The 17,524-nt window shown below is 71.5% G+C and carries 19 protein-coding genes; 17 read left to right on the forward strand and 2 right to left on the reverse strand.

Going from position 1 to position 17,524, the window contains the following annotated elements:
• The 5 genes from KDK95_RS17415 to KDK95_RS17435 all read left to right on the forward strand — a co-directional run.
• Nucleotides 1-1,008, forward strand: a 1,008-nt coding sequence (locus KDK95_RS17415; protein WP_212519244.1) for a CPBP family intramembrane glutamic endopeptidase, incomplete at its 5' end; no start/stop codon positions are given.
• A gap of 116 nt (nucleotides 1,009-1,124) precedes the next feature.
• On the forward strand, nucleotides 1,125-1,823 hold the full coding sequence (locus KDK95_RS17420) for a WXG100-like domain-containing protein (RefSeq protein WP_212519245.1): 699 nt from the start codon (nucleotides 1,125-1,127) through the stop codon (nucleotides 1,821-1,823).
• Nucleotides 1,820-2,722 carry a hypothetical protein gene (locus KDK95_RS17425; protein ID WP_212519246.1) on the forward strand — a complete coding sequence of 301 codons (903 nt, stop codon included), beginning with the start codon at nucleotides 1,820-1,822 and terminating at the stop codon, nucleotides 2,720-2,722. Before KDK95_RS17420 ends, KDK95_RS17425 begins: the two co-directional genes overlap by 4 nt.
• Nucleotides 2,719-3,123: a hypothetical protein gene (locus KDK95_RS17430; RefSeq protein ID WP_212519247.1), complete on the forward strand. Its 405-nt coding sequence runs from the start codon at nucleotides 2,719-2,721 to the stop codon at nucleotides 3,121-3,123. Before KDK95_RS17425 ends, KDK95_RS17430 begins: the two co-directional genes overlap by 4 nt.
• On the forward strand, nucleotides 3,120-3,845 hold the full coding sequence (locus KDK95_RS17435) for a hypothetical protein (RefSeq protein ID WP_212519248.1): 726 nt from the start codon (nucleotides 3,120-3,122) through the stop codon (nucleotides 3,843-3,845). Before KDK95_RS17430 ends, KDK95_RS17435 begins: the two co-directional genes overlap by 4 nt.
• A gap of 70 nt (nucleotides 3,846-3,915) precedes the next feature.
• On the opposite strand, the gene KDK95_RS17440 is transcribed toward KDK95_RS17435, so the two are convergent.
• Together KDK95_RS17440 and KDK95_RS17445 are read right to left on the reverse strand one after the other, a co-directional pair.
• A complete protein-coding gene (locus tag KDK95_RS17440) occupies nucleotides 3,916-4,563 on the reverse strand; it encodes a TetR family transcriptional regulator (protein WP_212519249.1) in 648 nt (215 codons plus the stop codon).
• 51 nt (nucleotides 4,564-4,614) lie between these two features.
• Nucleotides 4,615-6,906, reverse strand: coding sequence for an FdhF/YdeP family oxidoreductase (locus KDK95_RS17445; RefSeq protein ID WP_249161446.1), 2,292 nt, complete (start codon nucleotides 6,904-6,906; stop codon nucleotides 4,615-4,617).
• A gap of 154 nt (nucleotides 6,907-7,060) precedes the next feature.
• Here KDK95_RS17445 and KDK95_RS17450 point away from each other — a divergent pair, with 154 nt between their 5' ends.
• From KDK95_RS17450 to KDK95_RS17505, 12 genes are all read left to right on the forward strand, one after another.
• Nucleotides 7,061-7,792, forward strand: coding sequence for a hypothetical protein (locus tag KDK95_RS17450; RefSeq protein ID WP_212519251.1), 732 nt, complete (start codon nucleotides 7,061-7,063; stop codon nucleotides 7,790-7,792).
• A 94-nt stretch (nucleotides 7,793-7,886) separates the two neighbouring features.
• Nucleotides 7,887-8,309, forward strand: a complete 423-nt coding sequence (locus tag KDK95_RS17455) for a hypothetical protein (RefSeq protein WP_212519252.1) — start codon at nucleotides 7,887-7,889, stop codon at nucleotides 8,307-8,309.
• Nucleotides 8,306-8,890, forward strand: a complete 585-nt coding sequence (locus KDK95_RS17460) for a hypothetical protein (protein ID WP_212519253.1) — start codon at nucleotides 8,306-8,308, stop codon at nucleotides 8,888-8,890. Before KDK95_RS17455 ends, KDK95_RS17460 begins: the two co-directional genes overlap by 4 nt.
• On the forward strand, nucleotides 8,887-9,198 hold the full coding sequence (locus KDK95_RS17465) for a hypothetical protein (protein ID WP_212519254.1): 312 nt from the start codon (nucleotides 8,887-8,889) through the stop codon (nucleotides 9,196-9,198). The genes KDK95_RS17460 and KDK95_RS17465 overlap by 4 nt, the downstream gene beginning before the upstream one ends.
• 26 nt (nucleotides 9,199-9,224) lie before the next feature.
• Entirely contained in the window at nucleotides 9,225-10,322 is a 1,098-nt protein-coding gene (gene cds1 / locus KDK95_RS17470; RefSeq protein WP_212519255.1) for an L-cysteine desulfhydrase Cds1, read from the forward strand.
• A 45-nt stretch (nucleotides 10,323-10,367) separates the two neighbouring features.
• Complete coding sequence (locus KDK95_RS17475; protein WP_212519256.1) at nucleotides 10,368-11,702, forward strand: GlnX family signal transduction membrane protein; 1,335 nt, start codon at nucleotides 10,368-10,370, stop codon at nucleotides 11,700-11,702.
• A gap of 100 nt (nucleotides 11,703-11,802) precedes the next feature.
• A complete protein-coding gene (locus tag KDK95_RS17480) occupies nucleotides 11,803-13,338 on the forward strand; it encodes an efflux RND transporter periplasmic adaptor subunit (RefSeq protein ID WP_212519257.1) in 1,536 nt (511 codons plus the stop codon).
• Nucleotides 13,335-14,147 carry an ABC transporter ATP-binding protein gene (locus tag KDK95_RS17485; protein WP_212519258.1) on the forward strand — a complete coding sequence of 271 codons (813 nt, stop codon included), beginning with the start codon at nucleotides 13,335-13,337 and terminating at the stop codon, nucleotides 14,145-14,147. The genes KDK95_RS17480 and KDK95_RS17485 overlap by 4 nt, the downstream gene beginning before the upstream one ends.
• 5 nt (nucleotides 14,148-14,152) lie before the next feature.
• Nucleotides 14,153-15,382, forward strand: coding sequence for an ABC transporter permease (locus KDK95_RS17490; RefSeq protein ID WP_212519259.1), 1,230 nt, complete (start codon nucleotides 14,153-14,155; stop codon nucleotides 15,380-15,382).
• 19 nt (nucleotides 15,383-15,401) lie between these two features.
• Nucleotides 15,402-16,082, forward strand: a complete 681-nt coding sequence (locus KDK95_RS17495; RefSeq protein WP_212519260.1) for a hypothetical protein — start codon at nucleotides 15,402-15,404, stop codon at nucleotides 16,080-16,082.
• A complete protein-coding gene (locus KDK95_RS17500; RefSeq protein WP_212519261.1) occupies nucleotides 16,079-16,687 on the forward strand; it encodes a hypothetical protein in 609 nt (202 codons plus the stop codon). Before KDK95_RS17495 ends, KDK95_RS17500 begins: the two co-directional genes overlap by 4 nt.
• Before the next feature lie 129 nt (nucleotides 16,688-16,816).
• Nucleotides 16,817-17,518 (forward strand): response regulator transcription factor, encoded by a 702-nt coding sequence (locus KDK95_RS17505; protein WP_307844427.1) that lies wholly within the window; start codon nucleotides 16,817-16,819, stop codon nucleotides 17,516-17,518.
• Nucleotides 17,519-17,524 lie beyond the last annotated feature (6 nt).

The raw sequence follows: 17,524 nt of genomic DNA on the forward strand, positions 1-17,524 counted from the left end.
AACGTGCTCCCGCCGCCCCAGCCCCAGGCCGGTGACCCGCGGCAGCCCGAGGGCACGCCGGAGTTCCAGCAGCACGGTCCGCCGCCACCCGCACAGCCCCGGCAGCAGGCCCCGAACGGCGGCACCGTCCCGAACGGCGGCACCGTCCCGAACGGCGGCACCGTCCCGAACGGCTACTTCTGGCCGGGCTACGCCCACTACATGCCGCCGCGGCCGCCGGCCCAGCGCGGCCGGGCCTGGCAGTTCAGCCGGTCCTACTTCCTCTCGATGGCGGGCGTCGTCGGCTTCCTGCTCTCCGTGGTCATCTACACCGCGATCACGAACTCCCAGACCGGCGCGCCGAGCCAGGGCACCAGCGTCTTCCTCATCCCGGTGGGCTTCTTCGTCGCGCTCGCCGCGGGCTTCGGCGAGGAGATGCTCGTCACCGGCCTGACCGTGAACGCGCTGGAGTCGGCGGGGGCGGTCGGGAAGAAGGCCTGGCTGATCTACGTCGTCGCGATCTGCCTGCGCATCCCGTTCCACCTGTACTACGGCTGGGCCTCGCTCGGCGTGATCATCTTCACCGTCGTGAACATCTGGGTCTACCGCCGCTGGCGGCTGCTGTGGCCGATCGTCCTCGCGCACGCCACGTACGACTTCGTCGAGTACCTCGCCTCGGTCGCGCCGAACGCGGTCGGCGGCCTGCTCATCCTCGCCCTGGGCCTCGGCACGCTGGTGATGCTCATCGTCGTGGTCTGCATCGAGCTGTCCGACCGCGCCTCCCGCCGCCGCTACGCGCGCTACAACGCCGCGACCCGGGCGGCCTACGCCGCGCAGGGCGGATACCCGGCCCAGGCCGGGTACTCCGCGCAGCCTGGATACTCCGCGCAGCCCGGGTACCCAACCGAGCCGCCGCCGCTGCCGCCGACGGCCGCCCAGATCGCTCCGGCATCACCCCCGGTACCGCCGACGGCACCCGCCGTACCCGGCGGGCGCCCGGGCCCGGAAACGGCCGCCGAACCCGAGTAGGCCGATCGCCGAACTCTGGTACTGTCCGAATTCCGGCGGCTTCCGTACGGGACGCGGGGGCTGACAACTCAATGAAGGGGAGGGGACTCGTGGCGCTTGACCCACCAAGCGAGGTCGTGTCGTTCTTGCAGGTCATCGGCATCAACTGGCCGGCCGTGAACGAGGACTCGGTCCGCGATTTCGCAACCCACGTGCGGGACTTCGCGAACAACCTCACTTCGGCGCACGAAGAGGCGACCGCCACCGTCAACCAGATCGGCGGGTCGTACACCGGGGCGGCGTACGACGCGATGAAGGATCGCTGGAACAACGTCACCACCAAGCACACCAACGACATGGTCGAGGCCTGCCACATCGTGGCGACGGCGCTGGACGCGGCCGCCGACGTGATCGTCGCGATGAAGGGCGTCGCCATCGCCGAGCTCGTCGCGCTGGCCGTCAGCTTCGTCGCCGACCAGGCGGCGGCCGTGCTCACCTTCGGCATCGCCGAGGCGGCCGAGGCGCTGGTGATCGAGGCGGCGGAGAAGGCCTGCGACTTCCTCGAGAACCAGATCGAGCAGTACATCATCGGCGAGGTGATCGAGGCCGCGATCAAGCCGCTCGTGGCGAAGATCGAGACCGTCATCCAGGGGCTGGAGTACACCGCCACCTCCGTCGCGACCGGCGGCGTGTCCACCACCCCGATCGGCTCGGGCTTCTCGATCGACACGGAGGCCGTGCAGCGGCACGCCGCCACCTTCCAGGACCACGCGGCGACCGTGCGCGGGCACACCCGGACCCTGACGTCGAACCTGTCGGGGGTGAGCTTCGCGTGAGCAAGATCACCGAGGCACTGGACGACGGCCTCAAGGACGTCGTCAAGGCCGGCGAGGAGGGCGGCGAGGGGCTCGCCAAGCACCTCGAGGAGACCGGCACCCGGGTGGGCGACGGCGCCACCGCGCACGCCGAGACCGAAGTCAAGAACACCGAGGAGCTGACCAAGGCGGGCTCCAAGCCGGCTGACCCGGTCACCGACGCGAAGCCGAAGGACGAGACGCCCGAGGCCACGGACTCCACTGCTGGCTTGTCGGCCGAGGACAAGGCCAAGGCGGAGGCCGAGGAGGCGGCGCGGGCCGCCGCGCTCAAGGCGAAGGTAGCCGAGCTGCGCTCCGAGGGGCACGCCCCGCAGCGCCACCTGGACTCGAGCGACGACCAGCTCAAGGGCCGGCTCGGCCAGCCGCTGTTCAAGCGCGACGGCAAACCGCAGACGGACGCGAACGGCTACGTGGTCTCCTCGAAGAAGATGGACCCGGCCCGCACCGACGCGCTCTCGCTCCCGGACACGGACCCGCTCAAGTACAAGGACATGTACACCGCGGACGCCTCGGGTGCCCTGAAGAACCACAAGTGCGGTGCGTTCGCCACGAAGTTCGGCGACGAGGAGTCCCTGGCCAAGGCGGACGCGGCCTCCCGCGCGGCGATACCCGCCGGCGCGACCGGGCGGATATCCACCTCGATCGACGCGAAGGCCGCGATCGGCGACGACGGCATGGCGAAACTGTCCGGCAAGTACATCGACCCGGCCAACCCCGCCGACTCCGCCGGTAACATCAACTACAAGGACGTCGACTTCACCGGGTCCACGCTGACCGGCGTGTTCGACCACGACCCGGCGACCGGGAAGTACAACCTGGTCACCCTCTACCCCGAGCCGGACAAGGCGGTGAACCCGTGAGTCGGGAATGGCAGCAGCGGGTGCCGAACATCGACGACGGCAACGTGCGCTGGTCCGTGGTCAACCTGCACAGCGTCGAGTTCTCCAACGAGTTCGAGCAGAGCGCGAAGCGGCTGCGCGACGAGGTCAGGCGCGATCCCGCGATGCGCGCCAAGCACGAGGAGGCGTACCGCTACCTCCTGGAGAACACGCCGACGGTGCGCGAGTGGGCCGAGTCGACGGACACCAGCTTCTGCAGCCGCGCCCAGCTGCACGAGTACCTGCAGGCCTTCTCCGACTACGTGTTCGGCGACCGGACCGCACCGATCGCCCCGCCGGACAGCGACGAGCCGTGCGAGCACGAAGAGCGCGATGAGAACGGCGAGTGCGTGCCGTTCGACGCCGAGGACGGAGAACGATGAGCCAGCCCACCGAGACCAACCGCTCCGACCTGCCGCACCGGGTCGGCCCCTGGGCCACCCGCTTCGACTCGGCGCAGGCGCTGGCCACGGCCGACGACGTCGCCCGCGAGTACGCGCTCAAGCACCGCGACCTGAACCCGATCCTGCCGTTCGCCCAGGTCTACGGCCCCGGCCTGCACATGGACAAGGCCACCGCGATCGGGATCAGCCCGCAGATGCCGGTGAACGAGGACGGCAGCACGAACTACACCCGCGGCGACTTCATGGGCGGGCTGGTCTACTCGGTCTACCGGCCCGCCGACACGGCCTCGCCGGGCGAGGGCCCGGCCGACGGCGAGCAGCTGTGGAACACCACGATCTACCCATACCCGGCCGGCCACGTCGACCCGGTCTCGGTGCCGCTGGCGGCCCTCGGCCTGGACGAGGTGCCCGGCGTGGACCGACGCTTCGTCAACTTCTGCGCTGCCGCCCTCGGCTGCGAGGCCGTGGACGACCTCGGGATGCTCCAGGCGACGTTCCACCTGGCCTGGCCGGACTACCGCGAGTGCGTCGGCGCCGGGCTCAAGCACCTGCTGGCGCAGCGCACCGTCTCCCCGGACTTGTGGTACGAGCTGACCTACGTGCCCTTCGACTCGGCGGACCGGCTCGCGCTCTACCTCGCGCAGGTCTACGCCTACCTCTTCGACGGTTTCGGCGCGATGCCGGTGGCGCCCAGCCAGTAGAAGGCGGCGTCCCCTCATCCCGGCGCCGCGCGGGCATCGGGGTGAGGGGACGCGGGCTGCTGCCGGGACGTCAGACCGTGGTCGGCTTCTTCCCGGTGACTCCCCAGGTCACCAGGCGGATCAGCGCGTTGCGCAGGTCCTTGTCCTTGACCGACCAGGACTCGAAGCTCTTCGGGTGCGCGGCCGAGGCGGCGAGCATGGTGACCAGCGCGCCGGCGGTCGCCGCGGCCGGGACCTCGCGCTCCAGCTTGCCGCCGCGCTGCAGGTCGGTGATCGCCGTGCTCAGCGCCTTGTGCACCGCGTCGAGCACGCGCATCCGGTGCCGGGTGAAGCGCTTGTCGCCCTCCGCAGCGGCAAGGTCCACCACCCGCAGGATGGAGTCGTGCTCCTGCCAGAAGTCCATCAAGCCGTTGACCAGCTCGGTCGCCGAGACGGTGCCGGCCCGGCCGGCCCAGCTGCGCTCGGCGGCCAGCTCCTTGAGCTCGGCGGCCTCCTTGACCACGTCGGCGGCGAGCTCCAGGATCGCCGCCTCGATGTCCGGGAAGTACTGGTAGAAGGTGGCGGGCGAGGTGCCGGCGTCCCTGGCCACGTCGATGACGGTGACGTCCCGGTAGGACCGGGCCGCCAGCAGTTCGGCGAGGCACTCGAGGAGGCGCGCCCGGGTCTCCTGGCCGCGCCGGCCGGCTATCCGTCCATCGACGGTACGTACTTGTGTCATACCGTCAGTTTATCTACGTATGAGCAGTTAGCTCAGGTGATGACCTGCCACTTACTCCGTTCGGGTCGGCTCCAGTCTCACCACCACCGACTTCGACGTGGGGGTGTTGGAGGTGTCCGCGGTCGAGTCGAGCGGCACCAGCACGTTCGTCTCCGGGAAATAGGCCGCGGCGCAGCCCTTCGCGGTGGCGTAGCTGACGATCCGGAAGGCCGCTGCGCGCCTGGTCAGGCCGTCGGACCAGGAGGAGACGAGGTCCACCGACTGCCCGTCGGACAGCCCGAGCTCGGCGAGGTCCTCCGGATTGACGAAGACCACCCTTCTTCCTTGCTTGATACCGCGATAGCGATCATCGAGCCCGTAGATAGTGGTGTTGTACTGGTCGTGCGAGCGGACCGTCTGCAGCAGCAGCGAGCCCGCCGGGACGCGCAGCACCTCGAGCTCGTTCACGGTGAAGTTCGCCTTGCCGGTGGCGGTCGGGAAGGTCCGCGAGTCGCGCGGGCCGTGCGGCAGCTGGAAGCCGTCCGGCTGCCTGACCTTGGCGTTGAAGTCGGCGAAGCCCGGGATGACGCGGGATACATGGTCCCTGATCAGGTCGTAGTCCCCGGCCAGCGACGTCCACTCGACCGCGTCCCCGGCGCCGAAGAGCTCCTGCGCCAGGCCGGCCACGATCGAGACCTCGCTGCGCAGGTGCTTGGAGGCCGGGGCGAGCCGGCCGCGCGAGGCGTGCACCATCGACATCGAGTCCTCGACGGTGACGAACTGCGCGCCGCCGTCCTGCTCGTCCTTCTCGGTGCGGCCGAGGCAGGGCAGGATCAGCGCCGCCTCGCCGGTCACCGCGTGCGAGCGGTTCAGCTTCGTGGAGACCTGGACCGTCAGCCTGCAGCCGCGCATCGCGGCCTCGGTGACGGCGGTGTCCGGGGTCGCGGCGACGAAGTTGCCGCCCAAGCCCATGAACACCCGCACCTTGCCGTCGCGCATGGCCCGGATCGCCTCGACGGTGTCGTAGCCGTGCTCGCGCGGCGGCTCGAAGGAGAACTCGGCGCCGAGCGCGTCCAGGAAGGCGGCGGCGGGCTTCTCGTAGATGCCCATCGTCCGGTCGCCCTGCACGTTGGAGTGGCCGCGCACCGGGCACACGCCCGCGCCGGGACGGCCCACGTTCCCGCGCATGAGGAGGAAGTTGACGACCTCCCGGATCGTCGGCACGGAGTTCTTGTGCTGCGTCAGGCCCATCGCCCAGCACACGATGACGCGCTCCGAGCGCAGCACCCGCGCGGCCACCGCCTCGATCTGCCCGCGCGTCAGGCCGGTCGCCTCCAGGACGTCCTCCCAGGACGTCTTGCGGACGTCCGCGGCGAACTCCTCGAACCCGTGCGTGTGCCGCTCGATGAACTCCCGGTCCAGCACCGTGCCGGGTGCCGCGTCCTCGGCCTCCAGCAGCAGCCGGTTGATCCCGCGGAACAGCGCCAGGTCCCCGTTGAGCCGGATCTGCAGGAACTCGTCGGACAGCGCCGTGCCCGAGCCGAGGACCCCGCTCGCCTTCTGCGGGTTCTTGAAGCGGATCAGGCCCGCCTCCGGCAGCGGGTTGACCGACACGATCGCCGCGCCGGCCTTCTTCGCCCGCTCCAGCGCGCTGAGCATCCGCGGGTGGTTGGTGCCCGGGTTCTGACCGGCCACCAGGATCAGGTCCGCCTTGTACAGGTCCTCCAGCGAGACCGAGCCCTTGCCGACGCCGAGGGTCTCGGTGAGGGCGGAGCCGCTCGACTCGTGGCACATGTTCGAGCAGTCCGGCAGGTTGTTGGTGCCGTGCCGCCTGACCAGCAGCTGGTAGAGGAACGCGGCCTCGTTCGAGGTGCGGCCGGAAGTGTAGAAGACCGCCTCGTCCGGCGTCCCGGCCCGCAGCTCGTCCGCCGCGATGCGGAACGCGGCGTCCCAGCTGACGGGCCGGTAGTGGTCCTCGCCGGGAGCCTTGTACATCGGATCGGTCAGCCGGCCCTGCTGGCCCAGCCAGTAGTCCGTCTTCCCGGCCAGCTCGTGCACCGAGTGCTCGGCGAAGAACTCCGGAGTGACGCGGCGCACGGTCGCCTCCTCCGCCACCGCCTTCGCGCCGTTCTCGCAGAACTCGAAGTGGCTGCGCTCCGGACCCTCGGGCCAGGCGCAGCCCGGGCAGTCGAAGCCGTCCTTCTGGTTCACCCTCAGGAGCGTCAGCGCGGTGCGCCGCGCGCCCATCTGCTGCTGCGAGATCTGCAGCGCGTGCGCGACGGCCGGCGCGCCGACCGCCCAGGTCTTCGGCTTGCCGACCTGCAGCTCGCGGTCGTCGGGGTCGTGCACGGGAGGCTTGGACATAGCACAGACTCTAGTGCTCGGACTGGATTTCGCCATGTTCACGCCTTTGGGTGATTCGGGAACGATAAGCCTTCGACCGGCGTGTCGCAGCCCGTGCAATGGAAGCGAAGGTCCTCGTGGTCGCCCGCTTTCAGCTGAAGGGATCCGTGACGTCATGGGCTCGCACGCCAAACCTCGCACCACCGGCCGCAAGGCCGCGCTCGGGGCGCTCGCGCTCGGAGCGTCGCTCACCGGCGTGGGGCTGATCGCCGCCGCGCTCGATCCGGCCACCGCCGTGCTCACCGCCTCCGGTCCCGACGACGAGGGCGCCACACAGCTGTCCGGCCTGTCCTCGCCGGTGAGCGTGGATCTGAGTCCGACCGCGGACTCGATCGCGAACCTCTCCTCGGCCCCGCTCCCCTCGGCCGGCGCCCTGGCCGCGACGAGCCGGCAGAGCGCCGCGGACTCGGCCGCCTCCGTGGTCCGGCACGCGCGGCCGGCGGCCGGATCCGACGGCTCCTCGGGCTCGCAGGACGCGGTGAAGCCGAGCGGCGGCTCGAACTCGGCGTCCGGCTCCGGCGACGGCTATACCGGCAAGCACAAGGCGAGCGGTTCGGGCACGCCGCCGACCGGGACCGCCGCGGTCACCTCGGCGATCCAGGACGCGGTCTCGCCGGTCACCTCGACCGTGCAGAGCGTCGTCGCGCCGGTCACCTCGACTGTGGAGACCGTCGTATCGCCGGTGGTCTCGACCGTGCAGAGCGTCGTCGCGCCGGTCACCTCGACCGTGGAGACCGTCGTGACGCCGGTCACCGTGGTCGTGCAGAGCGCCGCGTCCCCGGTCACGTCCACGGTCGGCAGCGTCCCGGTGGTCGGCAGCCTGCTCGGCGGCACCGGGCTGTTGTAGAGAGCGGATCTCTCACCGCTTCGAGTGGTCCGCGATCACCCGATCTGATGATGAAGTCTGATATGCCGGTCGGCGGCTGGCAGCATGGACTGCCATGAGCAACGGCATGGAGTCGCTCATCCACCGCGACTACGCGGCGCTGGTCGCCGCCGTGCCGCTGATCGCGGCGGGCGCGGTGGCGAGCTTCGCCTGGCGGGACCGCGGCCGGATGCCCGTCGGCGCGCACGAGCCGGAGCCGGCCGTCGCGGCGCTTCCGCAGGACGTGGAGTACGCGCTGATCGGCGTGCTGCTCGCGGTGATGGCGGAGCGGCTCGAACACGATCCGGCCGCGTACCCGCAGCTCGCGGGCGCCGCCTCCCGGCTGCTGCCGCCGGGACGCCGCGCCGGCACCGGGCCGCACGGGTGGACGGGGCTGACCGAGCAGGCCAGGCAGGCGGCGGTGCAGGTGCTGCGCCCGACCGCGCTGAGCACGCTGGTCCGTGCCGCGACGTACGACTACCTTGGGGGCCTCGCATGAGCGAAACGGCTGACCCGGACACCGATCCGGACTACGGCGAGCGCTGCGCCGACTGCCCGGCGACGGTGATCGCCGAGCCGGTTCCGGTGCTCGGTCCGTTCATCGGGCTCGTCGCCGCGGTGCTGTGCGCCCTGGCCGGGGCGCTGCTGCTGCTCGCCCCCTTCGCCTTCGACTACCGCCAGGGCGCGGGCTCGATGCCGCGCAGCAGCGTGGTCGACCTGGCCACCGGCGGCGCCGTGCTGGTCGTCGGCGTGCTGACGGCGCTTCTGTTCGGCGGCTCGCTGCGGCGCCGGCTGCAAGCGCTCGTGCCGGCGGCTTCGCCGGAGCCGCTGCCCTCGATGCCGCCGCGTCCGGCGGCCGGACCGGAGCTCGGGGCCGTGCCCGAGCAGCGGCATTCCGAGCCCGAGCCCTGGCGGGAGGAGCCGCGACGGGAGGAGCCGCGGCCGGCGCCGCCGCCCGCCGCCCCGGCCGTCGATCCGGGCGCCGCGTTGCGCGATCTGCTGGCGCCGCTGGTCGCCGCCCTGGCCGCGGATCTGCGGGCCCGGGAGACGAGCGTCGAGTCCGAAGGAAGGCAATCGTGACGTACGACCCCTACGCGCAGACCGAGTCCATCCCCATGGTCACGGTCGCGATCCGCCGCCCCGCCCCGCCGATCGCCGCGCTGCTCGGCCTCGGCGCGCTCGGCCTGGCCGGCGCCTGGCTGATCGCGGCGCCCTTCGTGCTCGGCTACCGTGGCCCGGGCGACCAGCAGCGCGGCGCGGCCTGGACGGACGCGACCCGGGTGGACGTGAGCCTCGGTGCGGCTATCCTCGCGATCTCGCTCGCGGCGCTGCTCGGCTACCTGGCGGCTGCGGTCACCTGGCTGGCGCGGTACCGTCAAGCGGAGTGAGTCAACGGATAGACCAGGGAGGCGCCGTGCGGGGCGACCGGACCGACGCGGACTGCCAGGCCGGACGCGGCTGGATCCACGAGGCGATCGAGACCGTGGAGGCCGACGGCCACCGGTCCGCGGACACCCATCTGCTGAGCGTGCCGCTGCCGCGCGACTGGGGCGTGGACCTCTACCTGAAGGACGAGTCCACCCACCCGACCGGCTCGCTCAAGCACCGGCTCGCCCGCTCGCTGTTCCTCTACGCCCTGTGCAACGGCTGGATCCGCGAGGGCCGGCCGGTGATCGAGGCGTCCTCCGGCTCGACCGCCGTCTCCGAGGCGTACTTCGCCCGGATGCTGGACCTGCCGTTCATCGCGGTGATGCCGGCGAGCACGAGCAAGGAGAAGTGCGCGCTCATCGAGTTCTACGGCGGCCGCTGCCACCTGGTGGACGACCCGACGCAGGTGGTCGAGGAGTCGAGGCGGCTCGCGGCCGAGACCGGCGGGCACTTCATGGACCAGTTCACCTATGCGGAGCGCGCCACCGACTGGCGGGGCAACAACAACATCGCCGAGTCGATCTTCGACCAGATGTCCAGGGAGCGGCATCCGATCCCGTGCTGGATCGTGGTCGGCGCGGGCACCGGCGGGACCAGCGCGACGATCGGGCGGTACGTCAGGTACCGGCGGCACCAGACCAGGCTGTGCGTGGTGGACCCGGAGAACTCGGCGTTCTTCGAGGGCTGGGCGCAGGCCGACCCCGAGTTCAGCACCGGCCTCGGCTCGCGGATCGAGGGCATCGGGCGCCCGCGGGTCGAGCCCTCCTTCATGCCCGCGATCGTGGACCGGATGATCCAGGTCCCGGACGCCGCCTCGATCGCCGCGGCCCGCTGGCTCGCCGAGCACACCGGCCGCCGGGCCGGCGGCTCCACCGGCACCAACCTGTGGGGCGTGTTCCAGATCGTCGCCGAACTGGTCGCCGCCGGCCGCCGCGGCTCCGTGGTCAGCCTGCTGTGCGACGGCGGCGAGCGCTATCAGCACACGTACTACGACGACCGCTGGCTGGCCGAGCACGGCCTGGACCCGGAGCCGTACGACGTCGCGATCCGCCGCTTCCTGACCAGCGGGCAGTTACGCGCCTGATCGCTCCGGAGGCCCCCGGGCAGAACTGTCGCTAGGGTGGCGAATGTGCCGGGGATCATCGGGGAGCGCTTCGGGAATCTCAAGCCGGGCACGCCAGGACGCCTGCTGACGTGGATCGCGGTGCCGGTCCTCGCCGTGCTGGCCTGCGGGCTGCTGCTGGCGGCCAGCGTCGGCGGCCTGCGCGGCACGCTCGGGGTGGTCGGCGCGCAGGAGGAGCCGGAGGTGGTCGCGGCCTCCCGGCTGACCTACGACCTGGACTCGATGGACGGCCACGTCGCCGACGTCCTGCTGCTCGGCGGCGCCGCCGGCCTGGGCGAGAGCCAGACCGGCGCCTACCGGAACTTCGAGAAGGACCGGTCCGACGCCGACATCCAGCTGGAGCTGCTCGGCAGCGGCATCGACACGATCCCGGACGGCCCCTCGACCTTCGTGTCGATCGAGGACCAGCTCGCCCAGTACACGCAGTACGTCTCCTACGCGCTGTACGTCGACCTCGAGACGCACAACACGACCGCCGCGGCGGGAGGCCCGCCGGCCGGCGTGGTGCAGGCGTACGAGCACGCCTCGACGCTGATGAATCAGGACACCACCGGCATCCTCGCGCAGGCGCAGTTCCTCTACAACGCCGAGCAGCTGGCCGAATCCGCGCCGGTCAACGGCGGACTCGACACCATCTGGCACCTGCAGCTGGCCTGCGGCCTGCTGATCGCGTTCATCGTGCTGAGGCTGGTGGTCGCGCAGCGCAGGCTCAGCCGCGCCTTCCGCCGCACGGTGAATCCGCTGCTCGCGCTGACCACGGTCACGTCGCTGATCTTCGGCGTGCTGCTGTTCACCGCACTCGCCGGCGCGAAGACCGCGTACGACGCGCAGAATCTGACCGGCCCGGGTTCGGTCTCCACGCTCTGGCAGGCGCGGGCCACGGCCGCGAACATGCACGCCGCGGAGAGCCGGTGGGTCCTGCAGGCCGAAAGCGGAGGCGGCCGGCCGACGGCCGCGATGAGCACCGAGCAGGACGCCTTCACGTCCGGCGCGAAGTGGATCAAGGCGATACCGCAACTCCCGGCGAATGCCTCGGGCGAGCTGAACTCCTATCTCGCGACAGAGAGAACCCTGACATCGATGGTTCCCGGCCCGGGGACGGTCGGCGCGTGGACCCGGGCGCTCGCCGCGTACGACACCGGTGACTCCGCGACGGCGTACGCGGCCTTCGACACCGACCTCGCCAAGGTGATCGACACGGACCAGCAGGCCTTCTCCTCCGCCACGGCGAAGGGCGAGAACGGCCTGGTCGCCTGGTTGTGGCTGCCCTGGTTCTGGATGGCCGCGACGATCGCCCTGATCGCGCTCGGGTTCGCCCCGCGCTTACGGGAATACCGATGATCTGACACAATGTAATAGCGGCGTAACAGTTGGCTGAATAAATCCTGTGAAACGAATGTGCTTCACCGGATTTTCAGCCGCCGTCCGGACACTCCGCCTCATGAAGTCTTCACGGACCTCGCGCCGCCGACTGGCGCTGAACGGGGGTCTCGCGGTCGTACTGGCCGGAGCCGCGGCCACCGCGTATCTCGAGGTGGGTGGCACGGGCGCGGCGTCCGCCAGCGCGTTCACCCGCGACGCCACGGTCGCCCGCGGCACGGTGCTGGCCCAGGTCTCCGCTTCCGGGAACCTGGCGCTGGCCGCCCAGTCCTCGCTGGCCTTCGGCGCCGCCGGCAAGGTCACCGCGGTCAAGGTCGCGGTCGGCCAGCAGGTCACGGCCGGCCAGGTGCTCGCCACCATCGACCCGACCGGCGCCGACCTCGCGCTCACCGAGGCCCAGCAGCAGCTGACGGTCGCTCAGGACAACCTCGCCAAGGCGCAGGACGGTCCCAGCGCGCAGCAGCAGGCCGTGGACAACGACCAGCTCGCCGCGGACGAGAACGCCGTGACCACGGCCCAGGACAACCTGAACGCCGAGCAGGCCCTGCCGGCCTGCTCGACCGCGACGTCCGGCGCGGCGAAGGGCTCGACCGGCTCGTCCTCGACCGGCTCGTCCTCGGCCAACTGCTCGAGCGCCGCGCAGCTCACCCAGGACCAGAACGCGCTGACCAGCGCCGAGGACGCGCTGCGGACCGCCAGGGACACGCAGGCGCTGAACAACACGGTCGACCCGAGCACGATCGCGCAGGATCAGGAGGCTGTCACCCAGGCGCAGGCGTCGGTCAACACCGCCCAGCAGGAGGTCGCCGGCACCACGATCACCGCGCCCTCCAGCGGCACGATCCTGACCATCGCGGGCCAGGTCGGCAGCGAGGTCAGCGCCGGGTCCAGCACGACGGGCGCGACCGCGGCGTCCGCGAGCTCGGGCACCGGCTCCGGCACGGGGAGCGGCTCGTCCTCCTCGTCGAGCTCGTCGTCGGGGTCCTCCTCGTCGTCCGGCAGTTCGTCCTCGGGCTCCGCCTTCATCACGATGGCGAACACGAGCCAGCTGCAGATCACCGCCGACGTCTCCGAGACCGACATCGACTCGATCAAGGACGCGCAGGATGCGACGATCACCCTCAACGCACTGCCGAACACGCCGGTCGGCGCGACGGTCGCGTCGATCTCGCCGACGTCCACAGTCGTGTCCAACGTCGTCGAGTACGCGGTGACCCTGGACCTGGTCGGCGACGTGCCGAGCGGTGTGCGTCCGGGCCAGTCGGCGTCGATCGTGATCACGACCGGCGAGGCGACCGACGCGCTGTACGTGCCGAGCTCGGCCGTCACGACGACTGGCGGCAGCTCGTACGTGACCGTGGTGCAAGACGGCAAGGACGTGGCGACGAAGGTGACCACCGGCGTCGTCGGCACCACCGACACGCAGATCGTCTCCGGTTTGACGCAGGGTGAGACCGTCCTGGAGACGATCAGCGCCGCCAGTACCGGGTCGGGCACGACCGGTCGCGGCTTCGGCGGGATCGGCGGCGCGGGCGGCGGCGGCCTGACCTCCGGCCTCGGCACCGGCAACGGGACCGGGACAGGCGGCCGCGGATGAGCACCGGCTTCGCCCACGGCACCGGCGGCGGCGTCGCGCCCGGCGCCGTCCGCCCGAGCGCCGTCCACATCAGCGGGCTGACCAAGGTCTACGGCGAGGGCGAGTCCGCCGTGCACGCCCTGCGCGGCGTGGATCTCGACGTCCCGCACGGCGACTACGTGGCCATCATGGGCGCGTCCGGCTCCGGCAAGTCGACCATGATGAACATCATCGGCTGCCTCGACGTGCCCACCGGCGGCGGCTACCGGCTCGACGGCATCGAGATCGGCAGCCTCGACGAGGCGCAGCTGTCCATCGTGCGCAACCGGAAGATCGGCTTCGTCTTCCAGTCCTTCAACCTGCTGCCGCGCACCTCGGCCTTCGAGAACGTGGAGCTGCCGCTGGTCTACGGCGGCGTGCGCGGGGCCGAGCGGCGCCGGCGCGCACTCGCGGCGCTCGAACTCGTCGGGCTCTCGGACCGGGTCGACCACCTGCCGAACCAGCTCTCCGGCGGCCAGCAGCAGCGCGTCGCCGTGGCCCGGGCGCTGGTCAACGCGCCGTCGCTGATCCTCGCCGACGAGCCCACCGGAAACCTCGACACGCATTCGAGCTACGAGGTGATGGGCCTGTTCGACCGGCTCAACGCCGTCGGCCGCACGATCGTCGTGATCACCCACGAGGAGGACATCGCCGAGCACGCGAAGCGCTTCGTGCGGCTGGTGGACGGCCGGATCGTGGAGGACCGCAGGCTCAGCCCGGTCGACGGCCTGCCGCCGAAGCTGGGCGCCGCCGAGCGGGACCGCACGCCGCGCGTCGTCACAGGAGGCTGATCCCGATGCGGATTCAAGAGGTCTTCCGCTTCGCGCTGCGCGGGCTGCGCGCCAACAAGCTGCGCTCCGGGCTGACCACGCTGGGCATCCTGATCGGCGTCGGCGCGGTCATCCTGCTCATCGCCGTCGGCCAGGGCTCCGGCGCGGCCGTGCAGGCGCGCATCGACAGCCTCGGCTCCAACCTGCTGCTGGTCACCCATCAGACGGGCGCCGTCGGCCGGGCCGCCTCGACCCGCGGCGGTACGCAGAGCTCGACGGCGAACCTCACCCCGGCGATCGCGCAGGACCTGGCCGACTCGGACCAGGACCCCGACGTCTCCGTCGTCGCGCCGGTCGCCTCGACGTCGGTCACCGCCACGTACGACGGCGCCTCGACCACGATCTCCCAGGTCGTCGGCTCGTACCCGGCGTACCTGCCGATCTCCAACGACGTGGTCGCGCAGGGGGCCTCGTTCACCGCGAACGACGTCGACCACGCGAACAAGGTCGTGGTGATCGGGCAGACCGTGGTCACCGACCTGTTCGGCTCGATCGACCCGATCGGCCAGACGATCCAGATGAACAACGTGCCCTACACCGTGGTCGGCGTGCTCGCGAGCAAGGGCGGCGGCAGCACGTTCAACGACCCGGACGACGTCGCGATCGCCCCGCTGACCACCGTGCAGGACAGCCTGACCGGCTTCGGCTCGCTGAGCGAGATCGCAGTCCAGGCCACGAGTGCGGGCGCGACCGGCGCCGCTCAGGCCGAGGTCACCAACCTGCTGCTGGACTACCTCGACGAGACCGCGAGCACCGAGCAGTTCACGGTGACGAACGAGGCCTCGCTGCTGTCCACCGCGCAGAGCACGACGCAGACCTTCACCGTGCTGCTCGCCGCGGTGGCCGCGATCTCCCTGCTGGTCGGCGGGATCGGCGTCACCAACATCATGCTCGTCACGGTCACCGAGCGAACCCGCGAGATCGGGATCCGCAAGGCGCTCGGCGCCCCGAAGGGCGCGATCCTCGGCCAGTTCCTGATCGAGGCGGTCTTCCTCTCCGTGATCGGCGGAGCCCTGGGCGTGCTGGTCGGCGTCGTCGGCTCCCGTTTCACCATCGACGGCATCCAGCCGGTGCTGGTCCCATCCTCGATCGCGCTCGCGTTCGGGGTCTCCGCCGTGATCGGCCTGGTCTTCGGCTCGCTGCCGGCCAACCGCGCGGCCAAGCTGCACCCGATCGAGGCGCTGCGCCATGAGTGAGGCCGAGTCAGGAGGAACGATGTCACAGGGAACGTCACAGGGGACCGCGCTCCCGGAGTCCTCCGAGGGCACCGTCGAGCTGCCGCGGGCGGACGTGCCGGCGGCGCCGGCCGATGAGGACGGCGCGACGGCCGAGTTCGGCGACGGTTTCGCCGAACCCGGCGAACCCGGCGAACTCACCGCCGAGGAACTGCTCTCCATTCCGCCGCGCGCGGACAACCTGGCCGAGGAGCTCGCCGCGCGTCCGCCGCGCGCCAGGCTGCCCAAGGTCACGCTCGCCCTGTCCGCCGGGATCCTGATCGCGGCCGGCTTCGTCGGCGGCGTGCTGGTGCAGAAGCACCTCGGCGGCGGCACCGGCTCCGGCGGCGCCCGGGCCGGCGCGCTCGCGTCCTTCGGCGCCGGGCGCGGCCGGGGATCGTTCACCGGCGGCACGGGCTCCGCCGGCTTCGGCGGAGCCGGCGCGGGCACCGGCGCCGGCTCGATCACCGGCTCGATCACCGTCGTCTCCGGCGACACCCTCTACATCACCGCGAGCAACGGCTCGGTCTACACGGTCAGGACCTCGGGCAGCACGTCCGTGCAGATCTCGTCGACCGGAAGCCTGAGCCAGCTCAAGCCCGGCCAGACCGTCACCGTCTCCGGGACCCAGGGCTCCGCGGGCACCGTCGACGCCACCACGATCACAGCGGGGAACCGATGAACCTGATCAAGCACAGATACCTGGTCAGCGCGCTGGTCTCGGCCACCGCGGGCGTCGCCGCGCTCGGCCTGATCGCGGGCTGCTCCTCCGGCTCGGGATCGGCCGCCGCGGCCGGGGCCGCGACCGGGAGCGCCGGCAGCGGGTACACCGCGTACCTGTCCTGCCTCAGCCAGCACGGCGTGAAGGTGCCGACCAACGGCGCGTTCGCCGGGCGGCGCAGCCACTCCGCCGGCGCCGGCTTCACCCCCGTCGCCCGGCGCAGCGGTTCGGGCGGGTTCCCCGGCCTCGCGACGTCCGACCCGACGGTAGCGGCCGCCGTGCAGGCCTGCGCCTCGCTGCGGCCCACCGGCGGCGCGGGCTTCGGCGGCGGCACCCGCCTCGCCGCCTTCCGCGACTGCATGACCCAGCAGGGCGAGACCGTCCCCACGACGCGGCCGGCCTTCGCGGCCTCCGCGACCGCCCGGCCCACCGGCGACGCGCGCTACCTCGGCGGGCTCGACCCGGCCGATCCGAAGGTCGCCGCGGCGCTGAAGGTGTGCGAACCGCTCATCCCGACCGCCTCGGCGCACGCCGCGCCGAGCGCGTCCGGCACCTCGACAAGCTGACCACTTCTCAGCATACTCGCAGGTGAGCAGCCTCATCGAGGCTGCTCGACCGCCCCTGGGGCGGCTGTCGAGGCCAAGCCGTGACACTCTTCTCAGCCGTTTTTTGGGCGGTTCGTCCATTCTGGTGAGGTGATTGGAACGGATACGGCTCAGCTGCTGATCGTCGAGGACGACAGCGAGGTGCGCGAGGCCCTCGGCCGCGCGCTCAAGCTCGAAGGCTACGGAATCCACCTGGCGGCCGACGGCCAGCAGGCGCTGAACTCCGTGAGCGCCAGCCCGCCGGACCTGATCGTGCTGGACGTCGCCATGCCCGGACTGGACGGCCTCGGCGTGGCCCGGGCGCTGCGCGCGGCCAACGACCGCACCCCGGTCCTCATGCTCACCGCGCGCGACGCCGTGCAGGACCGCGTGCTCGGCCTGAACGCCGGCGCGGACGACTACCTGGTCAAGCCCTTCGCGCTGGCCGAGCTCGTCGCCCGGATCAATGCCCTGCTGCGCCGCGCCATCGTCGAGCCGCCGGTCGACCCGGGCCTGCTCAGCTGCGGCGACCTGGTGCTCGACCTCGGCGCGCGGCAGCTGCGCCGGGCCGGGCACACCGAGGACCTGACGAAGATCGAGTTCGACCTGCTCGAACTGCTGCTGCGCAACGCCGGCCGGGTGGTGACCCGCGAGCTGATCCGCGACCGCGTCTGGGGATACGACGGGGTGCCGGGCTCGAACTCGATGGAGGTCTTCATCTCCGTGCTCCGTCGCAAGACCGAGCCCGGACACGCGCCGCGTATGATTCACACTGTGCGAGGTGTGGGCTACACGGTGCGGACCCCCGCGTGATGGCGC

Origin of the sequence: Actinospica acidithermotolerans, from assembly GCF_018139625.1 — a bacterium.
Classification (GTDB): domain Bacteria; phylum Actinomycetota; class Actinomycetes; order Streptomycetales; family Catenulisporaceae; genus Actinospica; species Actinospica acidithermotolerans.

Excerpts from the sequence above, each read along its gene's own strand:
- KDK95_RS17445 (WP_249161446.1), bottom strand. The coding sequence starts at position 6,906 with ATGTCCAAGCCTCCCGTGCACGACCCCGACGACCGCGAGCTGCAGGTC.
- KDK95_RS17440 (WP_212519249.1), bottom strand. The coding sequence starts at position 4,563 with ATGACACAAGTACGTACCGTCGATGGACGGATAGCCGGCCGGCGCGGC.
- KDK95_RS17455 (WP_212519252.1), top strand. The coding sequence starts at position 7,887 with ATGAGCAACGGCATGGAGTCGCTCATCCACCGCGACTACGCGGCGCTG.
- KDK95_RS17450 (WP_212519251.1), top strand. The coding sequence starts at position 7,061 with ATGGGCTCGCACGCCAAACCTCGCACCACCGGCCGCAAGGCCGCGCTC.
- KDK95_RS17460 (WP_212519253.1), top strand. The coding sequence starts at position 8,306 with ATGAGCGAAACGGCTGACCCGGACACCGATCCGGACTACGGCGAGCGC.
- KDK95_RS17435 (WP_212519248.1), top strand. The coding sequence starts at position 3,120 with ATGAGCCAGCCCACCGAGACCAACCGCTCCGACCTGCCGCACCGGGTC.
- KDK95_RS17485 (WP_212519258.1), top strand. The coding sequence starts at position 13,335 with ATGAGCACCGGCTTCGCCCACGGCACCGGCGGCGGCGTCGCGCCCGGC.
- KDK95_RS17495 (WP_212519260.1), top strand. The coding sequence starts at position 15,402 with ATGTCACAGGGAACGTCACAGGGGACCGCGCTCCCGGAGTCCTCCGAG.
- KDK95_RS17500 (WP_212519261.1), top strand. The coding sequence starts at position 16,079 with ATGAACCTGATCAAGCACAGATACCTGGTCAGCGCGCTGGTCTCGGCC.
- KDK95_RS17480 (WP_212519257.1), top strand. The coding sequence starts at position 11,803 with ATGAAGTCTTCACGGACCTCGCGCCGCCGACTGGCGCTGAACGGGGGT.
- KDK95_RS17490 (WP_212519259.1), top strand. The coding sequence starts at position 14,153 with ATGCGGATTCAAGAGGTCTTCCGCTTCGCGCTGCGCGGGCTGCGCGCC.